At 60.5% G+C, this 21187-nt stretch carries 22 protein-coding genes and 2 pseudogenes; 17 read left to right on the forward strand and 7 right to left on the reverse strand.

From position 1 onward, the window contains the following. Positions 1-3: 3 nt before the first annotated feature. The 5 genes from QYH69_RS08515 (at position 4) to QYH69_RS08535 (ending at position 3973) form a co-directional block, all read left to right on the forward strand. Positions 4-1455, forward strand: a complete 1452-nt coding sequence (locus QYH69_RS08515; protein ID WP_308831448.1) for an FAD-binding oxidoreductase — start codon at positions 4-6, stop codon at positions 1453-1455. A gap of 105 nt (positions 1456-1560) precedes the next feature. Next, on the forward strand, positions 1561-2130 hold the full coding sequence (locus QYH69_RS08520) for a hypothetical protein (protein ID WP_308831449.1): 570 nt from the start codon (positions 1561-1563) through the stop codon (positions 2128-2130). A gap of 17 nt (positions 2131-2147) precedes the next feature. Beyond that, complete coding sequence (locus QYH69_RS08525; RefSeq protein ID WP_308831450.1) at positions 2148-2282, forward strand: hypothetical protein; 135 nt, start codon at positions 2148-2150, stop codon at positions 2280-2282. A 170-nt stretch (positions 2283-2452) separates the two neighbouring features. Continuing rightward, positions 2453-3316, forward strand: a complete 864-nt coding sequence (locus tag QYH69_RS08530) for a multicopper oxidase domain-containing protein (protein WP_308831451.1) — start codon at positions 2453-2455, stop codon at positions 3314-3316. 48 nt (positions 3317-3364) lie between these two features. After that, a complete protein-coding gene (locus QYH69_RS08535) occupies positions 3365-3973 on the forward strand; it encodes a multicopper oxidase domain-containing protein (RefSeq protein WP_308831452.1) in 609 nt (202 codons plus the stop codon). Between the two features lie 9 nt (positions 3974-3982). Here the strand turns inward: QYH69_RS08535 and chrA are convergent, their stop codons facing one another. From chrA to QYH69_RS36040, 3 genes are all read right to left on the reverse strand, one after another. Further along, positions 3983-5212: a chromate efflux transporter gene (chrA, locus tag QYH69_RS08540; protein WP_308831453.1), complete on the reverse strand. Its 1230-nt coding sequence runs from the start codon at positions 5210-5212 to the stop codon at positions 3983-3985. A gap of 33 nt (positions 5213-5245) precedes the next feature. Beyond that, a complete protein-coding gene (locus QYH69_RS08545; protein ID WP_308831454.1) occupies positions 5246-5551 on the reverse strand; it encodes a PadR family transcriptional regulator in 306 nt (101 codons plus the stop codon). Between the two features lie 248 nt (positions 5552-5799). After that, positions 5800-6093: a hypothetical protein gene (locus QYH69_RS36040; protein ID WP_374992369.1), complete on the reverse strand. Its 294-nt coding sequence runs from the start codon at positions 6091-6093 to the stop codon at positions 5800-5802. Positions 6094-6319: 226 nt separating this feature from the next. Here QYH69_RS36040 and QYH69_RS08555 point away from each other — a divergent pair, with 226 nt between their 5' ends. The 3 genes from QYH69_RS08555 to QYH69_RS08565 are packed head-to-tail and all read left to right on the forward strand — an operon-like array spanning position 6320 to position 9617. After that, positions 6320-6580 (forward strand): DUF2933 domain-containing protein, encoded by a 261-nt coding sequence (locus tag QYH69_RS08555; RefSeq protein ID WP_374992370.1) that lies wholly within the window; start codon positions 6320-6322, stop codon positions 6578-6580. Further along, positions 6564-7220, forward strand: coding sequence for an isoprenylcysteine carboxylmethyltransferase family protein (locus tag QYH69_RS08560; RefSeq protein ID WP_308831455.1), 657 nt, complete (start codon positions 6564-6566; stop codon positions 7218-7220). The genes QYH69_RS08555 and QYH69_RS08560 overlap by 17 nt, the downstream gene beginning before the upstream one ends. An 18-nt stretch (positions 7221-7238) precedes the next feature. Beyond that, positions 7239-9617, forward strand: coding sequence for a heavy metal translocating P-type ATPase (locus QYH69_RS08565; RefSeq protein WP_308831456.1), 2379 nt, complete (start codon positions 7239-7241; stop codon positions 9615-9617). A 202-nt stretch (positions 9618-9819) separates the two neighbouring features. Here QYH69_RS08565 and QYH69_RS08570 read toward each other — a convergent pair whose 3' ends face one another. Further along, complete coding sequence (locus tag QYH69_RS08570) at positions 9820-9999, reverse strand: heavy-metal-associated domain-containing protein (protein ID WP_308831457.1); 180 nt, start codon at positions 9997-9999, stop codon at positions 9820-9822. 632 nt (positions 10000-10631) lie between these two features. On the opposite strand from QYH69_RS08570, the gene QYH69_RS08575 reads away from it, so the two are divergent. The 8 genes and pseudogenes from QYH69_RS08575 to QYH69_RS08610 all read left to right on the forward strand — a co-directional run bounded on the left by QYH69_RS08575 (position 10632) and on the right by QYH69_RS08610 (position 17616). Beyond that, positions 10632-10937, forward strand: a complete 306-nt coding sequence (locus tag QYH69_RS08575) for a hypothetical protein (protein ID WP_308831458.1) — start codon at positions 10632-10634, stop codon at positions 10935-10937. Next, complete coding sequence (locus QYH69_RS08580; RefSeq protein ID WP_374992371.1) at positions 10934-12409, forward strand: TolC family protein; 1476 nt, start codon at positions 10934-10936, stop codon at positions 12407-12409. The genes QYH69_RS08575 and QYH69_RS08580 overlap by 4 nt, the downstream gene beginning before the upstream one ends. 2 nt (positions 12410-12411) lie before the next feature. Next, complete coding sequence (locus QYH69_RS08585; protein ID WP_308831459.1) at positions 12412-13707, forward strand: copper oxidase; 1296 nt, start codon at positions 12412-12414, stop codon at positions 13705-13707. 62 nt (positions 13708-13769) lie between these two features. After that, positions 13770-14114: a copper-binding protein gene (locus tag QYH69_RS08590; RefSeq protein WP_308831460.1), complete on the forward strand. Its 345-nt coding sequence runs from the start codon at positions 13770-13772 to the stop codon at positions 14112-14114. A 63-nt stretch (positions 14115-14177) separates the two neighbouring features. Next, positions 14178-14588 carry a copper resistance protein CopC gene (locus QYH69_RS08595; protein WP_308831461.1) on the forward strand — a complete coding sequence of 137 codons (411 nt, stop codon included), beginning with the start codon at positions 14178-14180 and terminating at the stop codon, positions 14586-14588. Next, a pseudogene (locus QYH69_RS08600) lies at positions 14566-14940 on the forward strand (substrate binding domain-containing protein); the annotation flags it as partial. The gene QYH69_RS08595 and the pseudogene QYH69_RS08600, both read left to right, overlap by 23 nt. Positions 14941-15125: 185 nt before the next feature. Continuing rightward, positions 15126-16145: an NADP-dependent oxidoreductase gene (locus QYH69_RS08605; protein WP_308831462.1), complete on the forward strand. Its 1020-nt coding sequence runs from the start codon at positions 15126-15128 to the stop codon at positions 16143-16145. 88 nt (positions 16146-16233) lie between these two features. Continuing rightward, positions 16234-17616: an aldehyde dehydrogenase family protein gene (locus QYH69_RS08610; RefSeq protein WP_308831463.1), complete on the forward strand. Its 1383-nt coding sequence runs from the start codon at positions 16234-16236 to the stop codon at positions 17614-17616. Positions 17617-17833: 217 nt separating this feature from the next. On the opposite strand, the pseudogene QYH69_RS08615 reads toward QYH69_RS08610, so the two are convergent. Together QYH69_RS08615 and QYH69_RS08620 are read right to left on the reverse strand one after the other, a co-directional pair. Beyond that, a pseudogene (locus QYH69_RS08615) lies at positions 17834-18348 on the reverse strand (MFS transporter); the annotation flags it as partial. Positions 18349-18596: 248 nt separating this feature from the next. Then, positions 18597-19376, reverse strand: coding sequence for an alpha/beta hydrolase (locus tag QYH69_RS08620; protein WP_308831464.1), 780 nt, complete (start codon positions 19374-19376; stop codon positions 18597-18599). Positions 19377-19619: 243 nt separating this feature from the next. On the opposite strand from QYH69_RS08620, the gene QYH69_RS08625 reads away from it, so the two are divergent. Continuing rightward, a complete protein-coding gene (locus QYH69_RS08625) occupies positions 19620-19907 on the forward strand; it encodes a DUF1330 domain-containing protein (RefSeq protein WP_075157134.1) in 288 nt (95 codons plus the stop codon). Between the two features lie 156 nt (positions 19908-20063). Here QYH69_RS08625 and QYH69_RS08630 read toward each other — a convergent pair whose 3' ends face one another. Next, a complete protein-coding gene (locus tag QYH69_RS08630) occupies positions 20064-21179 on the reverse strand; it encodes an alpha/beta fold hydrolase (RefSeq protein WP_308831465.1) in 1116 nt (371 codons plus the stop codon). Positions 21180-21187 lie beyond the last annotated feature (8 nt).

Consider the following 21187-nt stretch of genomic DNA (forward strand, 5'->3'; position numbering starts at 1 on the left):
CGCATGAAACATGGTGTGATCCATCTCGGCGAGCGGGGCTCGCCCGTGGTTCGCGGCGGCGGCAGCGGCGACGGCAACGGCGGCGGCAGTGACGGTTATGCGCAATACGATCCGACCTACGATCCGCTCGTCTCGCCCGGGCCGGGGCAAGGCAAGCAGTACGCGCCGACCTACTGGGCGGCGACGGCCGGTGCGGCGCCGCCCGACGACGGGCCGGTGACGCGCGATATGGATGTCGACGTGGCGATTATCGGCGGCGGTTATACGGGCCTGTGCACGGCGTTGTTCCTTGCGCGCGAGCATGGTATACGCGCCGTCGTGCTCGAGGCCAACCGCGTCAGCTGGGGTTGCAGCAGCCGCAACGGCGGGCAAGGGCAGAATGCGTCGGGGCGGCTGTCGCGTTCGCAATGGATCGAGCGCTGGGGCAAGGACGTCGCGCTGAAATTGCACGACGAGATTCGCGAGGGCTTCGACACCTTCAAGTCGCTCGTCGCATCGATCGATTGCGATCCGCAGCCGGGCGGCCATTTTCTGATCGCACACCGGCCGCGCATGATGGAAAAGCTCGCGGCCGAGGCGAAGGTCTGGAAGAACGTGTTTGGCTACCCGTCCGAGTTGCTAGGCGCCGAGGCGTTTCGCCGCGACTATGTGAACGATGCGGAGGCGGCCGGCGCGCTGCACGAGCCCGAGGGCATCGGCATTCATCCGCTCAAGCTTGCGTACGGTTACTTGCGGCTCGCGCGCGAGGCGGGCGCGAAGGTGCATACGGCGAGCCCTGTGACCGGTTGGGAAACGGTGGGCAATGTGCATCATTTACGCACGCCGGGCGGCATTGTGCGCGCGCGTGCGGTCGGCATCGCGACGGGCGCTTATACGGCGCCGGGTCTGCATCCTTCATTGCACGGCAAGGTGATGCCGATCCTGTCGAACTCGATGGTCACGCGGCCGCTCACGGCATCGGAACTGGACGCATGCAATTTCCGCACGACCCAGGTGCTGACCGATACGCGCACGCTGCGCTTTTATTATCGCAAGCTGCCCGATAACCGCGTGCAGATCGGCAGCCGCAGCGCAATCACGGGTCGCGACGCGCCGCATCCTCGGCACTTCGAACTGCTCGTGCACGGACTGCAGCGCAAGTTTCCGGCGCTGCAGGGCATCGGCATCGACTATTCGTGGTGGGGCTGGGTCGATGTGAGCCACGATATGATGCCGCGCGTGTTTCAGCCTGATCCGCGGCAGGCGGTGTATTACGCGCTCGGTTATGGCGGCAACGGCGTGTCGTATTCGTCGCAGGCCGGGCGGCGTCTTGCCGAGCGGATTGCGGGCAAGGGCGCGCAGCAGACCTTGCCGATCTTCACGTCGCCATTGCCGCCGCATATGTTTGCGCCGTTCAGGCGCGTCGGGCAGCGGATGTTGTACCACTGGTATTTCGTGCGCGACGAGAAGCGATAGGGCGGGCGTGAATGCCTCGTGCGAGGTGCGTGCGGCGGGTTTGGGTCAGGGTAGTTGCGGGTCGATAACGGAGAGCGCGTTCGAGCGGATCGGCCGCCGCTCGACGTGGACGAGTTCGACAACGTTGCCGCGCAACTCGGCGCAGCGCACACAATCGCGATGACGAAGCTCGATCTCGCCAGCGCGGAACAACGGCGACTCGCGCGCGAAAGCATCGCGGGATTCAATCCGCTGGCGCAAGTCGTCGATGCCGATTCAGTCCGCGATCGCGCGCGTGAAGCGTTCGGCGATACGCAAGCCGATCCGTTGCATGAGTGGACGGCTCCGTCGTTTCAGCGTGAATCGCGTCGTGCGCTGCTGCATCCGCGTGTGCGCATCTTCTGCGCGCGCTCTCGCGACACGCCGGCCTGGGAGCAGACGCTCGACTGGATGGAAAACATCTCCGGCGCGCTCGGCGACAGCCTGTTGAGGATGAAAGCGATCGTCGCCGGTCCTTTGGGCAAGGGCCGCGTGCTGCTGCAAAGCGTCGGCACGACCTTCGCGCAGCCGCGTCGCCTTGTCGCCATCGAGGCGTCCGACATTGCCGCGATCTTTATCGTCAGGGATTGCGGGATGAGCGACTTCGAATGCTTGGACATGGGCGGCGCGATTCGCTGGACGTCGCTCCAAAGCTAACGGAACGGGATTGCGCCATGTCGATGTTCAACGAATTCTTCAAGTCGGCGCTGCTTATTGTCACGACGCTGTTCCCAATCATCAACCCGCCCGCGGTCGCGCTGATCATCTTGAGCATGGTGCGCGGCGCCAGCGATGCCGAATTGGCATAGACCGCAAGTGTTTTTTCGGAAACCGGCACGCATTGAAGCCGCAAATTACGCACTTTCGTTGCTCCGGACCGAACCTAAACCTATAACAAACGACAAAGCCCTCACGCTGTTGTCACCGACCTGCGGGACGCAGACATGGCCCTCTTGGGTTTCAATTGTTGAGGAAATCTGTGGACAGGAATTTACTGAACCGGCAGCGCCGGAACTTTCTTGCACTCCTCGGGCGAACGGGCAAAGCTGCATTGCTTCCCGGCGTCTTACAGATCGCCGCCGCCGAAGTGGTAGCAGGTAGCGCGATATTCAGCTCGTCCGTCGAGGCGCAAACGCGGCCTGGCGACCCGCTGATCGAGCCGCCACAAATACGTAGTAAAAACGGCACGCTCGAGACGACCCTTACCGCTGCGAAAGGTGAACTGCGACTTGGCTCGTTCTCATTTCCGGGGCGAATGTACAACGGCGAATACATCCCACCCGTACTTCGCGTAAGGTTGGGCGACACGTTGAAGATCAGATTCAATAATCGCCTTCCGGACGAACCAAGCAACCTCCATTTTCATGGAATGAGCGTGTCGCCGCGGGGCAATAGTGACAACGTCTTCGTTCACGTGCCACCGGGCGGCAGCTTTGACTATCAGGTGAATATCCCCGCGAATGACCGGCAGGGGCCGGGAATGTTCTGGTATCACCCGCATGCGCACGGTGTGGTGACACCCCAGATACTCGGCGGCATGTCTGGCGGACTTGTTGTGGAGGGGATGGACGAGCGCTTCCCGGTCCTGAAAGGGATGCCAGAGCGTCTCCTTTTCATCAAGCATGTCGAGCATGAAGGACGCGAGGTCGTTTCGATCAATGGCCAGATCAATCCGGTCGTTTCGATCCGGGCCGGAGAGCTTCAATACTGGCGCATCGCGCACATTGGTGCGACGCTGTTCATGAAGTTTGCCCTTGACGGTCTGCCCTTTTACGTCGTCGCCACCGACGGACACGTTCTGTCAAGACCACGGCGAATCACCGAGTTTTTCATGGGCCCGTGACAGCGATACGACATCATCTTCGTCGGCCCACCAGCGGGCGAGTACGCGATGCGCACCATCTCGTTCCAGAACGAAGCATGGGTGCCGCCCGAGCCCGCTCAGCAGTTCATGACGGTCATGTCTTCAGGCCCTCCGGTGCAGGATTCATCCATCGAAGATCACCTGCTCGGGCAGCAGGTTCGTGGGCCCAGGTGGATTGACGATGTGCGCGGTGCGGCGATCGCGCGCCGCCGGACGCTCGACTATTCGCGCACGCCGGACCGGAAGATGTTCATGATTGATGGTCGCACAATGGACGAGAATCGCGTCGACCAGACTGTCCGGCTGGGTGACACTGAAGAGTGGACCATCGTCAACACGGACGAGCAGTTCCACAGCTTTCATATCCACCAGACTGCCTTTCTCGTAACGGAGGTCAATGGCGTCGCGCAGAGCAGGGACAGTTTGCACGATACATATTCAACTCCGCCCGCGACCGATCTTGGGCCGGGTTCACTCAAGGTGGTAATACCGTTTACCGACCCGGTGATCGTCGGCCGTTTCGTGTATCACTGCCATTCGGTCAATCACGAGGACAAGGGGATGATGGGGATTGTCGAGGTGGTGGACGGACGCGGCCCGACCAGACCGGATGGGCCTGCGATGTCTGACATGTGACGGTGCAGCTCAACGCACGAGAGCTTCAGCGACACCCGCAAGTGCGCAGATCGTGACGATGGCGAGCGGTGGAACCTTCCACCGCGTCAGCAGGAAAAATGCAATTGTCGCAATTGCAAAGTCGGGCGTGGAGCGGACTCCCCCGGTCCACACGGGGGAGTAAAGCGCGGTGGCGAGCAATCCGACTACAGCGGCATTGACGCCGGAGAGCATTGCAAGCGTCGATGCTCGCGCTCGCAGCGCTTGCCAGTAAGGCAAGGCGGCAATGACGAGTAACAGACCCGGCAGAAAGATTCCTGCGGTTGCAATGAGTGCTCCGGACCAGCGATTCGGCTCCGCGTGCATCGACCAGCCGAGAAAAGCCGCAAATGTGAACAGCGGGCCTGGGACTGCCTGTGCGGCACCATAGCCCGCCAGAAAGTTATTCGATGACACCCAGCCTGTCGCCACCGTTTCCTGCTGCAAAAGCGGCAGCACCACGTGACCGCCGCCGAATACCAGTGCACCGGAGCGGTAAAAGGCGTCAAAAACACTGATCGCGCGGCTGCCAATTCCGGAGACCGCGGGCAGCGCAAACAGCAGGGCACAAAACAGTACCAGCGCGACAGCACCTGCAGCGCGTGTAACGCGAAATTCACCAGCGTGGGTGGCGCCAGTCGTCGCGATTGGCCGGTCCGTCTTGCACAACCGAAGACCAAGGACGGCGCCAAGGACGATTACGATAAGTTGCGCGTATAGGGTTGTCAGTACACTCAGCACGGCAATCGCAATAAGTGCAATCGCGGCACGTCGATGATCCGGGCACAGGCGCCGCGCCATGTCCCACACTGCTTGCGCAACGACGGCGACTGCGACGAGCTTGAGCCCGTGGATGAGCCCTTGACCGACTGGCCCGCCCAGGCTTGGAGAAATTGCAGCAAAAGCGAGCAGGAGCAGGACCGATGGAAGTGTGAACCCACACCAGGCAGCGAGTCCGCCTAACCAACCTGCCCTAATAAGACCCACTGAAAATCCGACCTGGCTACTGGCCGGGCCGGGGAGGAATTGACACAGGCCGACCAGATCGGAGAACGTCTCCTCATCAAGCCAGCGACGTCGCTCGACGAACTCGCGGCGGAAATAGCCAATGTGCGCGATAGGGCCGCCAAAGCAGGTCAACCCGAGCTTGAGAAATACAGCGAGAACTTCAGGCGCGGCAGCCGCTCGAGCATGACGCGAGGAGGTAATACCTGATTCCATAAGATCCCTGTTTCAGCGCTTGTCGCGTGCAGCCTATCCTTTTTCGAACAATTCCCCGAAAAGTTCGCGAACCTTGAGCTTTGCTGCCGTCAACGCCCGTCGTCCTGAAGCGGTGATGCGGTAGACCCGGCGGCCGCTCCGTCCGGAACGCTCCATCGTCGACTTCAGGTACCCCTTTTTCTCCAGGCCATGCAGAACAGGGTAGAGGGTACCGGGACTCATCCTGTAACCGTGCCGCGCGAGCTCTTCAATCATCGCGAGGCCATACACAGCTTCTTCAGAAGCATGGTGAAGCACATGAAGGCGAATCAGACCTGCATAAAGATCCCGATCGTCCATGACGTTATGGCATCTCGATATCGAAGTTCGATTATGAAGTAATCATACGCTGAAGAGCCGCAAAGGGTCAACGTCAGAGCCGGCGCGGAGTCTCGAAGGCGCGCCCAGCCACCTCGCACATGAAGAACTCGCGTACTTGCGATTAATTGAAACGTCACACCGTAGGACACATACTCCAGGGTGCTACATGACGATCGGTGAACTGGGCAGTTCCTCGCGCGGCGGGCGACTTGCCGGGAAGCGGGCCTTTAGTAGCTGCGTGACCTGTTCAATACCCCGGACTGCGCCATTTTGATAGTCTCTCTGAAGTCGGCTTCCATGGCTCGGCAAACGGGTTCCCATTCTTCCATGTCGACCTTCGCGTGGATGCCCCGGTCGGCGATAATTTCCACGTCGCGATCAGCAAGGAGCAGATAGATCAGGATGCCTGCATCGACGACCCGTGCCGTCAAAGGCGGTATCGATGCGTCGGCGCGTGCGTTAATGGCGATAAACGCCAGGACCAGACAAACGAGCGGAAACAGTGTGCGGAAAATCTTCAATTGCTGCCTCCACCGGAGGACGGGGCAACGGCATTGACCCACATCAAACAGTGTTTCGTTCGCTGGTCGTACAGTGGTCATCGGATTCATCCGCAGTTGCCAGCGTGCTCACAGACTCCGATGTAATCCCTCGAAGCAGGCCATAAACAATGCTCGTAGCGATGGGAATGCAGACCGCAAATCTGTGGAGAACCGGCATGTGACGCCACCGTCGATGGAGATGACAATGATGGACACCCCACACGACTCACGCCCGTTCTGGAAGTCGCGCTCCGCGATGGTGGCGCTCGTATTTGCAGCCATCGCGCTGTTCCTGCTTTTCTCCGAACATCGAGCGCATTTCCTCGGCGCGCTGCCTTATCTGTTGCTGCTCGCATGCCCTCTGATGCACGTTTTCATGCACCACGGCCATGGACACGGGCATACCGGTTCGACAGCAAACGAAGACACGGCTGATTCGGAAGGCAATCATGAGCAGCATCGGTAACGGCTATGGCCTCTGGAGCCTGGTCGCCGTCAATTCACTGGTCTTCATCATCTTCGCTTTCAGCTTCTTCAAGCCGACGACAAAGCGAGACTGGCGCACCCTTGGCGGATTTTCCGCATTCATCGTTGCGCTGTTTGCCGAGATGTACGGATTTCCGCTGACCATCTATCTGATGTCCGGCTGGCTACAGACAAGGTTTCCCCAGACCAACCTGTTCTCGCACGACTCGGGTCACATCTGGTGGATGCTGACAGGTCGGCAAGGGAACCCGCATCTTGCCCTGCCGCACATTCTCAGTCTCGTAATCATATTCGGCGGATTCTATCTGCTGGCGACAGCATGGCATGTGCTTTATGAAGCGCAACGCAACCGCAGACTCGCGACCACGGGTCCTTACGCGAAGATACGTCATCCGCAGTATGTCGGGTTCGTGCTCGTCATGTTCGGCTTCCTTCTGCAATGGCCGACCCTTGTCACGCTCGTGATGTTTCCTCTGCTGGTCTTCATGTACGTGCGGCTTGCCATCCATGAAGAGCGGGAATCGGACGCCCGGTTCGGACAGGCATGGCGAGACTACGCAACACACACACCACGGTTTGTACCGCGGCTCTCAAGAGGCGATACAGTACACATTCAGTGAGAGCGAGGGGACGCGACGATGTCGGGGTCACACGTGCATCAGGGCAAAGACGGTTATCTCCTGACGAACCATGTATCCGACGCGGTAGACCCGGTTTGCGGTATGCGGGTGACCAGCGACTCAGCGCATCACCTCGTCTATCGGGGACAGCCGTACTATTTTTGCAGCAGCAAATGTCTGACCGCGTTTCAGGCAATGCCTGACCGATACGCGCAGCCATCTTCGAACGTAGCTCCCCCGAGCGGCCCGGGCATCATTTACACGTGCCCGATGCATCCTCAGATACGGGCGTCGGCGCCGGGCGCATGCCCGATTTGCGGGATGGCGCTTGAACCTCTTACGCCCGCCGCGACAGAAGAACGCAACGTCGAACTGGAATCGATGACCCGACGCTTCTGGATTGGACTCGTATTGTCGATTCCGCTGCTGCTGATGACGATGGGCCGGATGATTCTGCCGTTCGACATTGGCGCGGTGCTCGACGGCCTGTTCCCGGGATGGCCACACTGGATGAAGGCCTCATGGTCCCAGTGCGTTCAGGCAGTACTGGCTACGCCCGTCGTGCTGTGGGGTGGCTGGCCGTTTCTGGTTCGCGGCTGGAAGTCGTTCATGACGTGGCAGCTGAACATGTTTAGCCTTATCGGGCTGGGCGTGGCTGCTGCGTACGCATTCAGCGCATTCGCGCTGTTCTTTCCTGACGCATTGCCAGAAGCGTTCGGAAGTGGGCATGAATTGCCACTGTATTTCGAGGCGGCGGCTGTCATCGTGACGCTGGTGCTCCTCGGTCAGGTGCTCGAGCTTCGCGCGCGCTCGCGTACGTCGAGCGCGATACGAGACCTGCTCAGGCTTGCCCCAAACTCGGCCGTCCGCGTCCGGCAGGATGGCCTCGAGGAGACTGTTCCCCTCGAGGCCGTCGTCGTGGGCGACTCGCTGCGAGTAAAACCTGGTTCGAAGGTACCGGTCGACGGTGTCGTTATCGATGGACGCTCCAGCGTCGACGAATCAATGATTACAGGAGAATCGATTCCCGCGGAAAAGCTGGCTGGAAGCAAGGTGACCGGTGCCACGGTTAACCAGACGGGGACGTTCGTGATGCGTGCCGAGAAGGTGGGCTCCGACACGCTCCTCGCGCGTATTGTGAAAATGGTCGCCGAGGCCGGTCGCTCACGCGCGCCCATCCAGAAACTGGCTGACCAGGTCTCCGGCTGGTTCGTACTCGCGGTCATTGGCATTGCGGTCGTATCGTTCCTGATCTGGGCCGTTGCGGGTCCTGCCCCGGCCCTCGCGAACGCGCTGGTCGTAGCCATCAGCGTTCTTATCATTGCCTGTCCGTGCGCACTTGGGCTCGCGACCCCGGTGTCCATCATCGTGGGTGTCGGTCGCGGCGCCCGTGAAGGCGTGCTCATCAAGGATGCGGAAGCTCTCGAACTGATGGAAGAAGTCGACACGGCCGTGGTGGACAAGACCGGTACGCTGACGGAGGGCAAGCCGCGTGTCCAGAAGGTGGTCGCACTTCGGCCCGGACAGGAGTCGGCGGTACTTGGCTATGCATCGAGTCTGGAGGGCGCAAGCGAGCATCCACTCGCGCAGGCGATTACCGCCTATGCGAAGGAATCGGGCGCGACATCATCAGCGGTGGATGAGTTCGATTCGATACCCGGCAAAGGCGTGATTGGGAAAATCGAAGGACATGCCGTGTCATTGGGCAATGCGCGGATGATGAGCGACCTGAACGTCGACTGTGCGTCGGTGGACCATGAGACAAATAGGCTGCGGGATGCGGGGCAAACAGTCATGTATGTTGCGATAGATGGAGAACTGGCAGGCTATATCGGCGTTGCCGACCCGATGAAGGACACAACGCCCGAGGCGGTGCGTCAGCTAAAAGCGTCGGGTGTGACGATTGTCATGCTGACGGGCGACAACGAAGTGACTGCGAATGCGGTTGCGAGGGCGCTTGCACTCGATGGCGTGAAGGCCGGCGTTCTTCCCGAGGACAAATACCGGCACGTGCAGGCGTTGCAACAGCAAGGGCGCATTGTGGCCATGGCTGGCGATGGTGTGAACGACGCACCGGCGCTTGCTCAAGCCAATGTCGGCATTGCGATGGGCACCGGTACCGATGTCGCGATGAACAGCGCCCGCGTGGTGCTCGTCAAGGGCGACCTGCGAGGCATCGCCCGAGCCCGCTCGCTTAGCGTTGCGACAATGAAAAATATCCGGCAGAACCTGTTCTTCGCATTTGCGTACAACGCCATCGGCATACCGGTTGCAGCTGGCGTTCTTTATCCGTGGTTCGGCATTTTGTTGAGCCCGATTATTGCGAGCGCTGCGATGGCTCTGAGCTCAGTGTCGGTAATCGGGAACGCGCTGCGACTACGCACGGCGAAAACGTGAGTGCGGCGCCTTTTCCGAGGCACCGCGCGCAGGCGGAGTCACTCATTTGACCTCGTGTTTTGCCAGCCAACGTTTCATTACCGCGAATTCTTCTTTCTGCATCCTGACGATATTGCTTGCCAGCTTCCGAGAACCCACATGTGCATGTTGCTTCTCTCAGGTAAAAAGACCTCAGCACGACCTTCCGTGTATCGCTTTGCGCCTACGCTTTAGCGACCGTCGGGTGAAAACCCGCGGCCGAAATGGCGGAAGCAATCTGCGCCTGATTCAGCGTCGATTCGACCGTCACGGTTTTTGCCCGAATATCGACTCTCGCCGTCGTTGCGGCATCTATGCCTGCAATCGCCCGGCCGCTTGCACTCGCACATCCGCCGCATGACATGTCGGCCTACGATGAACTCCATGTCCGCCTCCGTAGTGGCTGAGAAAACAGTGACAACGTACAGCTTTCCACCGTGGGAAAGTCAAGGACTTCGCTTTTGCCGTTACCCGCTGACACACCCATCTGCTTACAGTTGTCTTGCCCCCGTGCTAGACTTTCCCGCTATGAACTCCTGGCGCAAATTCCTTCTCGTACTTCTGCTTGCACTGAGCCTTCCGCTTCAGTCGCTTGCGGCTGTCACGATGATTTGCGCTCCTGGAACGGTCGACAAGGAAATGACGGCGTTTCACGTGCACGCAGCGGATGGGCACGAGCTCGCCGCCGACGGTGAAGACCACCATGGTCACCATCACGACCGCGGTCCGCACGTCCACGCGTGCTCAACGTGTGCGTCATGCTGTGTTGGCGCAGCATTGCCCGTCGTGCCGATGATTGCTGCTTCATTTGATGTGGCTCAGCTTTTTGTCTCCCTCCCTTCCACTGCCGGCGCCGTTTCCTTCCTGACTGGCGGCATCGAACGTCCTCCCCGGCCCGCTCTCGTCTAATCCCGACTCTCAGCCGAAGCTGCGCTAGACAGGTTTATCCCTGGGACTCAGCACGCGTCTCCAGGGCACTCACGACGAGAAGAACTCATGCGAACGATTCCCGCGGCGCTTGCTGCTGCTGCGGCGGCTTTGCTGCCGCCGCTCGCGCTCGCGTCTCCCGAAGTCCCGGACCCGACTGATGCCGCTGCTTCGGTGCCGGTCGCCACCGCGATATCAGGTTTCGAGGGCTACAAGCCGTACGAGGATGGCGATACGCCAGGCTGGCAAGAGGTCAATCGTGCCGTCAGTCCGAATTCCGGCGGGGCTGCAACGAAAGGCAAGCCGAAAGAAGGACATGCCGGACCAGGCACGAAAGAAACTCACGAGTCCGCGCACGGTGAGGCACACCCATGATGCGAGCCTCGACTTATGCCCGCCCCTGCGCAATAGCTCTTGTGGTCGCCGTTCTCACCGGCTGCACGACATTTTCGAAGGACGGTGGTTTCAGCACCGTTTCGACAACGGCCTCGGAACGGCTCGGTGCCGACGCCGTGTACATCAGGACCGACGAAGAGCGTAACGCTGTCTTGGAGCGCTCCCAGGAATTGCTCGCGAAGCCGCTGTCGATGGAGGCGGCCGTGCAGCTCGCCCTCCTGAATAACCGCGGATTACAGGTTACATATGGCGAACTCGGCATCTCGGAGGCAGACCTGGTGCAGGCAAACCGTCTGCCGAACCCGGGGTTCACGTTCAGCCGAACCCATTGGAGCGACGGTATCACCATCGACAGGATGTTCTCGATAGGTGTGTTGGGCGTACTCACTCTGCCGGTCGCGACCCGTATCGAGTCCAGTCGTTTTGAACAGACGAAGCTCGAGACTGCCAATGCGATGCTCGGCGTCGCTGCCGATACGAAACGGGCCTATGTGAATGCGGTGGCGACCGCCCAGGCTGCGCGGTACGCCGCCCAGGTCAAGGACTCGGCCGAAGCCGGCGCAGAACTCGCGCAGAGGATGCGTCGGGCGGGCAATTTCAGCAAGCTCGACTACGCGCGTGAACAGGCGTTCTATGCCGAGTCTGCTGCGCTGCTCGCAAAGGCGCAGCAGCAATCCGTTGCCGCGCGCGAAAAGCTCACCAGAGTGATGGGGTTGTGGGGCGCAGGAACACAGTACAGGTTGCCGGACCGGTTGCCCGACCTTCCGCAGGATGCACCCGAACTCCGCAATCTCGAGAGCTTTGCAATGCAGAATCGCCTGGATATTCAGGCAGCCCGACTGCGCACGCAGAGCGTCGCGACTTCTCTGGGTCTCACTAGGGCAACGCGCTTCATCAATGCGCTTGAGGTTGGCTACCAGAACAATTTCGAGTCTGACAAGGGCCACGAGCGCGGATACGAAATCAGTGTCGAGATTCCTGTCTTTGACTGGGGCAGCGCGAAGGTCGCGCGCGCTCAGGCCATCTACATGCAGTCGGTGAACCGGCTCGCACAAACCGCGATTGACGCTCGCTCCGAAGTCCGTGAATCGTACGCTGCCTATGTAACCAGCTATGAGGTCGCAAAGCACTACCGGGATGAAGTTGTCCCGCTACGCAAGACCATCTCGGACGAAATGCTGCTGCGCTACAACGGCATGCTGGTCAGTGTGTTCGAACTGCTGGCGGATTCACGCGAGCAGGTCAGTGCGGTCAACGGATACATCGATGCGCTGAAAGAGCACTGGCTTGCGGAAACGGACCTGCAACAGTCTTTGGGCGGCCGTCTGCCTCCGATTGCTCTCTCACAGGCACCGGATACAGCGACGCAGCCTCAACCAGACTCCGCGACACAACCAACCACGTCAGCGCTCCCGGCGCAACCAGCGCCACCGAATCCGGAAGGTAAATAAAGATGGTTTCACGTCGAAATTTTCTTGGCGGCTCAGGCGCGGCGTTGCTAGGCGCGGCGCTGGTCAGTAAGGCTGGAGCCACTTCGCTTCCAGAGGCGCCGACCATGGAGAAGACGTCCACGCAGCCGCCTCTCGTGCCGCCAAACGGCCGCCCGTATACGCCCGTAGCGACGCTGAACGGCTGGACACTGCCGTGGCGGATGAAGAACGGCTGGAAAGAGTTTCACCTGATTGCCGAACCGGTCGTACGCGAAATGGCTCCAGGCATGAAGGCAAATCTATGGGGCTACAACGGGCAGTCACCCGGTCCGACCATCGAAGCCGTCGAAGGCGACCGGGTCCGCATTTTCGTCACGAACAGATTGCCGGAACACACCACCGTGCACTGGCACGGCATGCTCGTTCCCTGCGGGATGGACGGCGTGGGCGGGCTTACACAACCCCATATTCCGCCGGGCAAGACGTTCGTCTATGAATTTGAACTCGAACAGCACGGCACGTTCATGTATCACCCGCACGCCGACGAGATGGTGCAAATGGCGATGGGGATGATGGGAACGTTCATCGTTCATCCGAAGGACCGCAGCGTAATGCCGGTGGACCGAGACTTCGTCTTCCTGATGGCCGCGTATGACATCGACCCCGGCAGCTTCACGCCGCGCGTCAATGAGATGACCGACTTCAACATGTGGACATTCAATTCACGGGTCTTTCCTGGCATCGACCCGCTGCCGGTGCGCGCGGGTGACAGGGTTCGCATCCGTTTCGGCAATCTCACCATGACGAATCACCCCATCCACCTGCATGGCTACCGCTTCGAGGTAGCCGGAACTGATGGCGGATGGATTCCTCCCACCGCACGCTGGCCAGAAGTTACCGCCGATGTTGCCGTGGGCCAGATGCGGGCCATCGAATTCACGGCGAACCGCCCGGGCGACTGGGCGTTCCACTGCCACAAGTCGCACCACACGATGAATGCGATGGGTCACCAGGTTCCAAACCTGATTGGCGTGCCCCAGACGGACCTGGTAAAGCGCATCAACAAGCTGGTGCCGGACTACATGGCGATGGGCAGTACGGGAGGCTCAATGGGCAACATGGAGATGCCGCTACCGGACAACACGCTGCCGATGATGACCGGCATGGGTCCCTTCGGCGGAATCGAAATGGGCGGAATGTTCACCGTTGTGAAGGTGCGCGAGGGCCTTGGTCGGGACGACTACCGTGACCCGGGCTGGTTCAAACATCGGAAAGGGACGGTCGCTTACGAATATACCGGCGAGCTGCCGGATAGCTGAATCCGGCGCCCGGCATGGGCCTCGGCCATCGATTTTTCGACTCTAATTGCGGAGAGAGCGTGATGAAAAACGTATTTGCATCGATTGTGATGGGTTGCGTTGTGGCGACGTCGACAGCGGCTTACGCGGCAGGCGATATGGGCGACATGAACATGGACAGCGGTGCACAACACGGCAACGGGCAGAACAGCATGTCGCACGGAGAAGTGAAAAAAGTGGATACCGCCGCAGGCAAGCTGACCATCAAACATGGGCCGCTCGAGAATCTTGGCATGGAAGCCATGACCATGGTCTTCACGGTCAAGGACCCGGCAATGCTGTCGCAGGTAAAGGTTGGCGACAGGATTGACTTCGTTGCTGAAGAAGTCAACGGGACCTTGACCGTTACGAAGCTGCAGAAACAGTAACGGCCGACGGGGCGCTTCGTACGGTTTGATTCCGGACGCCCCGCTTCTCTCATGGAGTACAACATGAGCACTTCTATGCGAAAACAGTCGATTGGTGTTGTTGCTGCTGCCGTCATCGGACTGGTTCCGGTTCTGGCAATCGCTCACGGAAAGCTTGAAAGCGCGGCGCCCGCGGCGGGAAGCACAGTGGACCTCGCGCCTGACGCCATCCGTCTGATATTCAATGAGGATCTCGAATCATCGTTTAGTTCGATTAAGGTCGTCGATGCCCCGGGCGTGCCTGCGACGAAAGAAAGGGCAAAAGTAGATTCATCGAACCCACGCGTGCTTACAGTTGCGGTTCCGAAGCTTTCCCCTGGCGCATACACCGTTCAATGGGTGGTGATGACTTGCCCGCCAGCTTGCATCGAACGAGCGCCTCGCGGTCGCTTCGCGTGCCTATCTTGCGCAGCATGGCACGCCCGAAACGCCTGATCAGCTGGCTATGCATGTCTGTCTCGCCAATCCGCGACTCGAAGGCTACCCGGAATGGAAGTTCCGCAACGGCGACACAGTGCATACCGTGCGCCTCCCGTTCCGGATGACGGCCGACGATTCGTCCAGTCTCGTCTGCGCCGCTGTAGCGGGTATCGGCATCACGGTCTGCGCCCGCTGGCTGATCGTCGACGAACTCGCCAGCGGCCAGCTCGTGCCGATCCTGCCCGACTGGCAGTTTACTCACGGCGGAGGTGTCCACCTCGTTCGTCCGTCCGCGCGTTACACACCGCTCAAAACGCGCGTCTTCATCGACTGGATCGTCGACAGGTTCAAGGTCCAGCCCTGGTAGTCCGCCCGCCACCCATGGCGCGTCGATCTCATTGAATTGCTGCATCTGATGCACGAGTCAACTGTGGCCAGGGGCGCTAATCTTTCGCGCGGGTCTCCGTAGGATCGAGCCTACGCATCGCAGATGGAGATTGCGTCCGATTCGACGTATCGCTGCGCTTGCCGATTCATACGGAGATGCAACCCATGAGCGGAATCAGCCGTTCCGTCATTCTGCGCAGCCGCCCGCACGGGGAACCGACAGCCAGCAACTTCGCCGTTGTCGAGGGTGCAATGCCTGAGCCCGATGACGGCGAAGTTCTCACCCGAACCCTATGGCTCTCGATCGACCCCTACATGCGGGGACGCATGGACGATGCCAGATCGTACGCGCCGTCGGTGAAGCTCGGCGAGCCGATGACCGGCGAGACCATTGGCGAAGTGGTCGCGTCCCGCCATCCTGACTTTATCCCCGGCCAGATCGTACTTGGTGCACGAGGCTGGCAGAGCCACATCGTTTCCCCGGCATCGGCGCTGACCTTATTACCGGACGGCGGTGCGCCGTGGTCGACCTACCTCGGCATCCTTGGCATGCCGGGCGCAACCGCATTCGCGGGACTGACGCAGATCGGCAAGCCGAAGCCCGGCGAGACGGTCGTCGTTTCAGCCGCGTCGGGCGCGGTAGGCTCCGTGGTCGTGCAGCTCGCGAGGCGAGCCGGAGCACATGTGACCGGCATTGCCGGCGGCGAGGAGAAATGCCGCTACGTGTGCCACGAGCTAGGTGCCGACACATGTATCGATCATCGCTCAGTCACGGACGTGCACGCCGCGCTGCGCGATGCCTGTCCGCGAGGCATCGACGTCTACTTCGAGAGTGTCGGTGGCGCCGTGCAGCGCGCAGTCTTCCCGCTGCTGAACGATTTCGGGCGAATGGTGATGTGCGGGATGGTCGCCGAATACAACGATACGCAGCCCGCGCCTGGCCCGAATCTCTTCCCGGTCGTCCGCAAGCGCCTGCGCATCGAGGGCTTTATCGTGCACGACCGGCCGCAGAACTTTATCGACTGGCGTGCGTTTGCGGCACCACTCGTCGTGTCGGGCGAACTGCGCTACCGCGAACAGATCGTCGACGGGCTCGAGAATGCGCCGGCGGCGCTGGTTCGCGTGATCAGCGGTAAAAGCGATGCCAAGGTTGTCGTGCGCGTTGCCGCTCCCTCGCGGGCCTGAGCATCCGCAGCCACTCCTCGACGGCGAACACAACGATTCCGTTCCTGAATCCTGGAACGCACTTAATGAAGCGCAAAGGAGCAATACGATGGGTTTTCGCACAATCAACCCGGCCACGGGCGAGCTGCTCAAGGAATTTCCGTTCCAGACGGATGAGGAAATACGGATGGCGCTGCACGTTGCGCACGAGCGCTATCACCGCGACTGGAAGCATCGGCCCGTCACGCAACGCGCGCAATTAGTTGCCCGCGCGGGTGAAATTCTGCGCACGAAGCGCGACGAATATGCACGCCTACTCACGCTGGAAATGGGCAAGGTAATCGGCCAGGCCTATTACGAAGTCGACCTTGCGGCGGATATTCTTGCTTACTACGGCAAGCATGCCGGAACGTTTCTGCAGCCGCGGGCGGTGCCCGACGCGCCGGGCGCGGTCATCATCACCGAGCCGATCGGCGCACTGCTCGCCATCGAGCCGTGGAACTTTCCGTATTATCAGATCGCGCGCGTCGCCGCGCCGCAGATTGCCGCAGGCAATGTACTGCTGATGAAGCAGGCGCAGGAGGTGCCGCAATCGGCGCTCGCCTTTGCGCGTCTGTTCGTCGAAGCGGGAACGCCGGAGGGCGTGTACACGAACCTCTTCTGCACCGTCGAGCAGGCCGGACGTTTGATCGACGACTTCCGGATCCGTGGCGTGACATTGACCGGCAGCGAGCGCGCTGGCGCCGCAGTCGCCGAACGGGCAGGGCGCAACCTGAAGAAAGTCGTACTCGAACTTGGCGGCAGCGATCCCGCAATCGTCCTCGAGGACGCGCCCATCGAGCAGGCGGTCAGGCAATGTGTACTCGGACGCATGATCAATAGCGGGCAAGCCTGCGCGTCGATCAAGCGGATGATCGTCGTGGGCAGGGAACGCGGCGCGCAGATTCTGCAGATACTGGTCGAACAGTACGCCGCGCTGCCGGTGGGTGAGCCGTCCGATCCGGCGTCGGCCATCGGGCCGCTCGTGTCGGAGCGCGCCGTCGACGGGCTGATTGCGCAGATTCACGCGGCGCAGGCTGCCGGGGCACGCATTGTCTGCGGCGGCCGGCGCATGAATCGGCCCGGCTTCTATGTCGAACCGACCATCATCACCGATATCGCCGGGGACAACCCGTTCTTCCATCAGGAAGCCTTTGGCCCGGTGCTGTCGTTTCATGTCGTGGACACCGAGGATGAAGCGATCCACATCGCGAACGCAACGAAATTCGGCCTCGGCTCGTCGGTATTCAGTGCTGATATCGAGCGCGCGAAGCGGGTGGCTGATCGTATCGAGGCCGGTATGGTATTCATCAATTCGTTTGTCAACGCTGGACCGGAAGTCCCGTTCGGTGGCGTCAAGAATTCCGGCTTCGGGCGTGAACTGTCGGAACTGGGCATTGCCGAATTCGTCAATCGCAAACTGGTGCGTGTCGCGCAGATAGAACCCTCATGAAAATATGGTGGTTTGGATACTGCGAGCCAAGGCAAAATTGTATTGCCCGTAGGATTTAATGGCATTCGCATGCAAACCACCGAGACCGGCGCGGCACACACCTCGCGCCTCAAGAGGAGAACTGCTCCGAAACATTCGCACTCGTTTCTGTCCAGGATTCCTATGGCAGGGCACCTGTCGTAAATGACTCGATTTTTGTCATTCTGGACGATTAAAAGCCCGTCACCGCGTAGTACGCGATCAGTGAGGCGGATCGGCTGCGACCCGCGTGAACATCACGTAGTACGACACCGCGAGCAGCAGGCAACCGGCGAAAATCGTGCGCGCCGCGCCGAAGCGCCCGGCCAGCGAGCCGAAAATCACGCAGCCGATCGTCAGGCACAAGGTCGCGACCGAGTTCGCCGCGAGCGTCGTCGCGGCATCGAGATGAAAGCGCTTTTGCAGCAGCGTCGGCGTCATCAGGATCACGACGACGATCGCCGCGGTCAGCGTCCATGTGAGGATCATCGAAACCATCACGGGGCCGCCGTGATCGCGCAGCACGGCCTTCAACGGCACTTCGGGCGCAAGCGACTTGCGCTGCCGCATTTCGACGAACACCGGCGTCTCCTGCAGCCAGCGGCGCATGAAGGCGGCGAGCAGGCCGAACAGTCCGCCGATCAGGAACGGAATGCGCCACGCGAGCGCGACGATTTCCTCATGCCCGTAGCGATGATTGACCGCCGATGCAACCCATGCCGCGTATCCGCGTGCTCGATGGGTTCAACGAAGGCTGGATCACCTTCGAAGGCGACGAGGCCGACATTGTGAAGGGTGAAGTAGAACCGGAGACTGTTTTGCGCGCTCGTCTCACAGGCGCAATAAGCCGGCGCATCCGGCGGCGGAATATCGCGTTACCGGGTGCAATCCGGTCAAACAGGGCGCTTCGCAACAGGAGCATATCCACTCCCTCATTGCGAAAGCCGCCCCTCGGTCAGTCGTCACTTCACCGGCTGCCCCGCCGCCTCCAGAATCAGATTAGCGACTTCCTGCGGATGCGAAATCAGCGATACGTGCGACGAAGGAATCTCGATCGTGTGCGCCTTCATCCGATTCGCCATGAATCGTTCGAGATCGGGGTTGATCGTGCGGTCTTCGGTCGAGACGGCATACCATGTCGGTTTGTCGTGCCATGCCGCGACGGTTGTTTTGGCCATGGTGATGGCCTTGCCGATGGGCTGCTGCACCGCGTAGTACTTTTCGGCCTCCGCAGTCGGCAGGTCGCCTGCGAAGTCCTTGACGAATGCATTTTCGGAAAGCTTGCCATAGCCGTCCGCGGACCACTGCAGTCCTGCCGATGCCGGAGCAGCCGGAAACTTGCGCGTGAGCGCCGGATAGTCTTCGCCGGCTTCGGGCGCGCGTGCTGCGATATAGACGAGGCCCGTGACCTTCGGGTCGTCGCCTGCCTGACTGATAACCATGCCCCCATACGAGTGGGCAACCAGCAGCGTCGGCCCGTCTTGCTGAGCGAGTGCGCGCTTGACCGCATCGACGTCCGCGTCCAGCGACGTCGTCGGGTTCTGAACCGAGGTCACATGGAATCCCTTTGCCTGCAACAGCGGAATGACCTTTTCCCAACTGGACCCGTCGGCGAACAGGCCGTGCACGAGCACGATATTGTGCACGGGGGTGGCAGGCGCATTCGTCTCGGCCAACGCCGAGTGAGCTGCGAAGGTCAAAGAGAGCGCGGTGAGGGTAGCGCCGATCATGCTGAGTTTCATGCCGATCTCCTTTCGTTGATGTTGCTGCGATGGTGTTGAAACAACGTGAGGAAAGTCTACGGGCGCGGTTCGAACCAGGCGGTTACCTGGTTATTACAAAAAAATGACGAAACGCAGGGCCGGTCGAGGTTGTTCTCCAGGCGAGGCGCGCGGTCGACATCTGCGCCGGCACGGCAGACCGAAGCCCGGCGTAGTTTCATGGCATCATCGTCGCTCCTCACACCATCGCAGGAGCCTACGCCCATGGCCACTTACATTGTCTTCACGAAGGAAAGCACGCAGGATCAGGCTGAACTCGACATCTACCAGAGCAAGGTAGGCGAGACGTTCAAGGGTCATCCTGTCAAGATCCTCGCTGCGTACGGTCCTCAGCAGGTTCTCGAGGGCGAAGCGCCCGAGGGCGTCGTGATCGTGGAGTTTCCGTCGACAGCCGCCGCGCGTGCCTGGTACGACAGTCCGGCTTATCAGGAAGCCGCGCAGCACCGGTTCAAAGGTGCGCGTTATCGCGCCGTTCTTGTCGAAGGTGTGTGACGTAACGCTGCGACGCTCGACCGGCAGTATTGCGCGACGGCAGAATCTGCGCCGAGCCACGGTATTTTCGAAAGTTACGCGTCGTGAGTCGTTCCCGTTATGCCCGGGAGAACCGTTTGCCAGCCTGGTGTGCGTAGTCGTATCACGCTCGGCGCTTTACGCGGCCGTCGAAATCCAGGCAGCAATTCGCGGCCATGTTTCCTTTAGCGTGCGCGCTCCCATGAATAGCCCGATGTGTCCGCCAGGCACGAGTTGTTGCGCGATACGCTCGGGCGGAGTGCCCAGATATTTTGCGGCATCGAATACCTGTTCCCGCGTCGTGATGTCGTCGGATTCACCCGCAAGGAGATAGACGGGACACGTGATCGCGCTCAGGTTCAACGTGCGCCCCAGTGCGACAAATGTCCCCTTCGCGAGGCGGTTTTCCCTGAAGATCTGCCGGATCGCCTGCAGATACCAGCGTCCCGGCAGATCGAGCGGATTCTCATACCAGCTTTCGAATGCCTCTTCCTTTTTCACATAGACAGGGTCGTCGATGTGCTCATACAGATCGACGTACCCGGAGATGTAATGCTGGTCCGGATGCATGTTTTTCCAGCCGCGCAGCATCATCCGTCCTCGCATCAATCCTCCGCCAAGCTCGACCAGCTCCTCGTAAAACGACTCGGGATACGTGTGCACCATGCGCTTGATCGGCCCGTCGCCCGCGTCGGTGTCGATCGGCGAGCCGGCCAGCACGAGGCTTGCAACCTTGTCGGGAAAGCGGGCGGCGTACATCGCGGCCATCCAGCCTCCCTGGCATAAGCCGACGAGGTTTGCGCGACCACCGAGTTCGTCCACGCACACGTTCAGTTCCGCCAGGTACTGATCGATCTCGAGATCCTTCATGTCGCTCGTCGCCGATTTCCAGTCGGTGAGGAACAGTCGTCCGACGCCATGGGTCTTGAGCGTCTCCATCAGGCTTTGTCCCGGATGGAAGTCGGCGATCATCGCACTGTGGCCCGCATAAGGCGCATCGACAATGGTCGGCAGACCTTGCGCTGCATCGGCCGAATAGTCGCGCAAGACCATCGTGCGCAGGTCGAGTAGCGGGCGGTTCGCGCTCGCGAGTGCAGGATGCAGTCCGAAATGGAGCTTTTCCTCTTCGACCAGAAAGGCGAGATTTCTGGCGGACAGCGCCGAGCCCGCTTCGAACATCGCAAGGCCGGCCGCCAACGGCCACAGGAACGGCAAAACAGGAATGGTGTGCTTTGCGTGCGAAGAATTTTTCATTTCATCGA

It is taken from the genome of Paraburkholderia sp. SARCC-3016, assembly GCF_031119615.1.
In the GTDB taxonomy this organism is placed as follows: Bacteria; Pseudomonadota; Gammaproteobacteria; order Burkholderiales; family Burkholderiaceae; genus Paraburkholderia.

Coding starts and splice junctions, on each gene's coding strand:
- QYH69_RS08575 (WP_308831458.1), top strand. CDS start 10,632: ATGCGAACGATTCCCGCGGCGCTTGCTGCTGCTGCGGCGGCTTTGCTG.
- QYH69_RS08585 (WP_308831459.1), top strand. CDS start 12,412: ATGGTTTCACGTCGAAATTTTCTTGGCGGCTCAGGCGCGGCGTTGCTA.
- QYH69_RS08620 (WP_308831464.1), bottom strand. CDS start 19,376: ATGAAACTCAGCATGATCGGCGCTACCCTCACCGCGCTCTCTTTGACC.
- QYH69_RS08515 (WP_308831448.1), top strand. CDS start 4: ATGAAACATGGTGTGATCCATCTCGGCGAGCGGGGCTCGCCCGTGGTT.
- QYH69_RS08535 (WP_308831452.1), top strand. CDS start 3,365: ATGCGCACCATCTCGTTCCAGAACGAAGCATGGGTGCCGCCCGAGCCC.
- QYH69_RS08580 (WP_374992371.1), top strand. CDS start 10,934: ATGATGCGAGCCTCGACTTATGCCCGCCCCTGCGCAATAGCTCTTGTG.
- QYH69_RS08560 (WP_308831455.1), top strand. CDS start 6,564: ATGAGCAGCATCGGTAACGGCTATGGCCTCTGGAGCCTGGTCGCCGTC.
- QYH69_RS08570 (WP_308831457.1), bottom strand. CDS start 9,999: ATGTCATGCGGCGGATGTGCGAGTGCAAGCGGCCGGGCGATTGCAGGC.
- QYH69_RS08595 (WP_308831461.1), top strand. CDS start 14,178: ATGAGCACTTCTATGCGAAAACAGTCGATTGGTGTTGTTGCTGCTGCC.
- QYH69_RS08625 (WP_075157134.1), top strand. CDS start 19,620: ATGGCCACTTACATTGTCTTCACGAAGGAAAGCACGCAGGATCAGGCT.
- QYH69_RS08565 (WP_308831456.1), top strand. CDS start 7,239: ATGTCGGGGTCACACGTGCATCAGGGCAAAGACGGTTATCTCCTGACG.
- QYH69_RS08545 (WP_308831454.1), bottom strand. CDS start 5,551: ATGGACGATCGGGATCTTTATGCAGGTCTGATTCGCCTTCATGTGCTT.
- QYH69_RS08630 (WP_308831465.1), bottom strand. CDS start 21,179: ATGAAAAATTCTTCGCACGCAAAGCACACCATTCCTGTTTTGCCGTTC.
- QYH69_RS08605 (WP_308831462.1), top strand. CDS start 15,126: ATGAGCGGAATCAGCCGTTCCGTCATTCTGCGCAGCCGCCCGCACGGG.
- QYH69_RS08610 (WP_308831463.1), top strand. CDS start 16,234: ATGGGTTTTCGCACAATCAACCCGGCCACGGGCGAGCTGCTCAAGGAA.
- QYH69_RS08555 (WP_374992370.1), top strand. CDS start 6,320: ATGATGGACACCCCACACGACTCACGCCCGTTCTGGAAGTCGCGCTCC.
- chrA (WP_308831453.1), bottom strand. CDS start 5,212: ATGGAATCAGGTATTACCTCCTCGCGTCATGCTCGAGCGGCTGCCGCG.
- QYH69_RS08590 (WP_308831460.1), top strand. CDS start 13,770: ATGAAAAACGTATTTGCATCGATTGTGATGGGTTGCGTTGTGGCGACG.
- QYH69_RS08525 (WP_308831450.1), top strand. CDS start 2,148: ATGTCGATGTTCAACGAATTCTTCAAGTCGGCGCTGCTTATTGTCACG.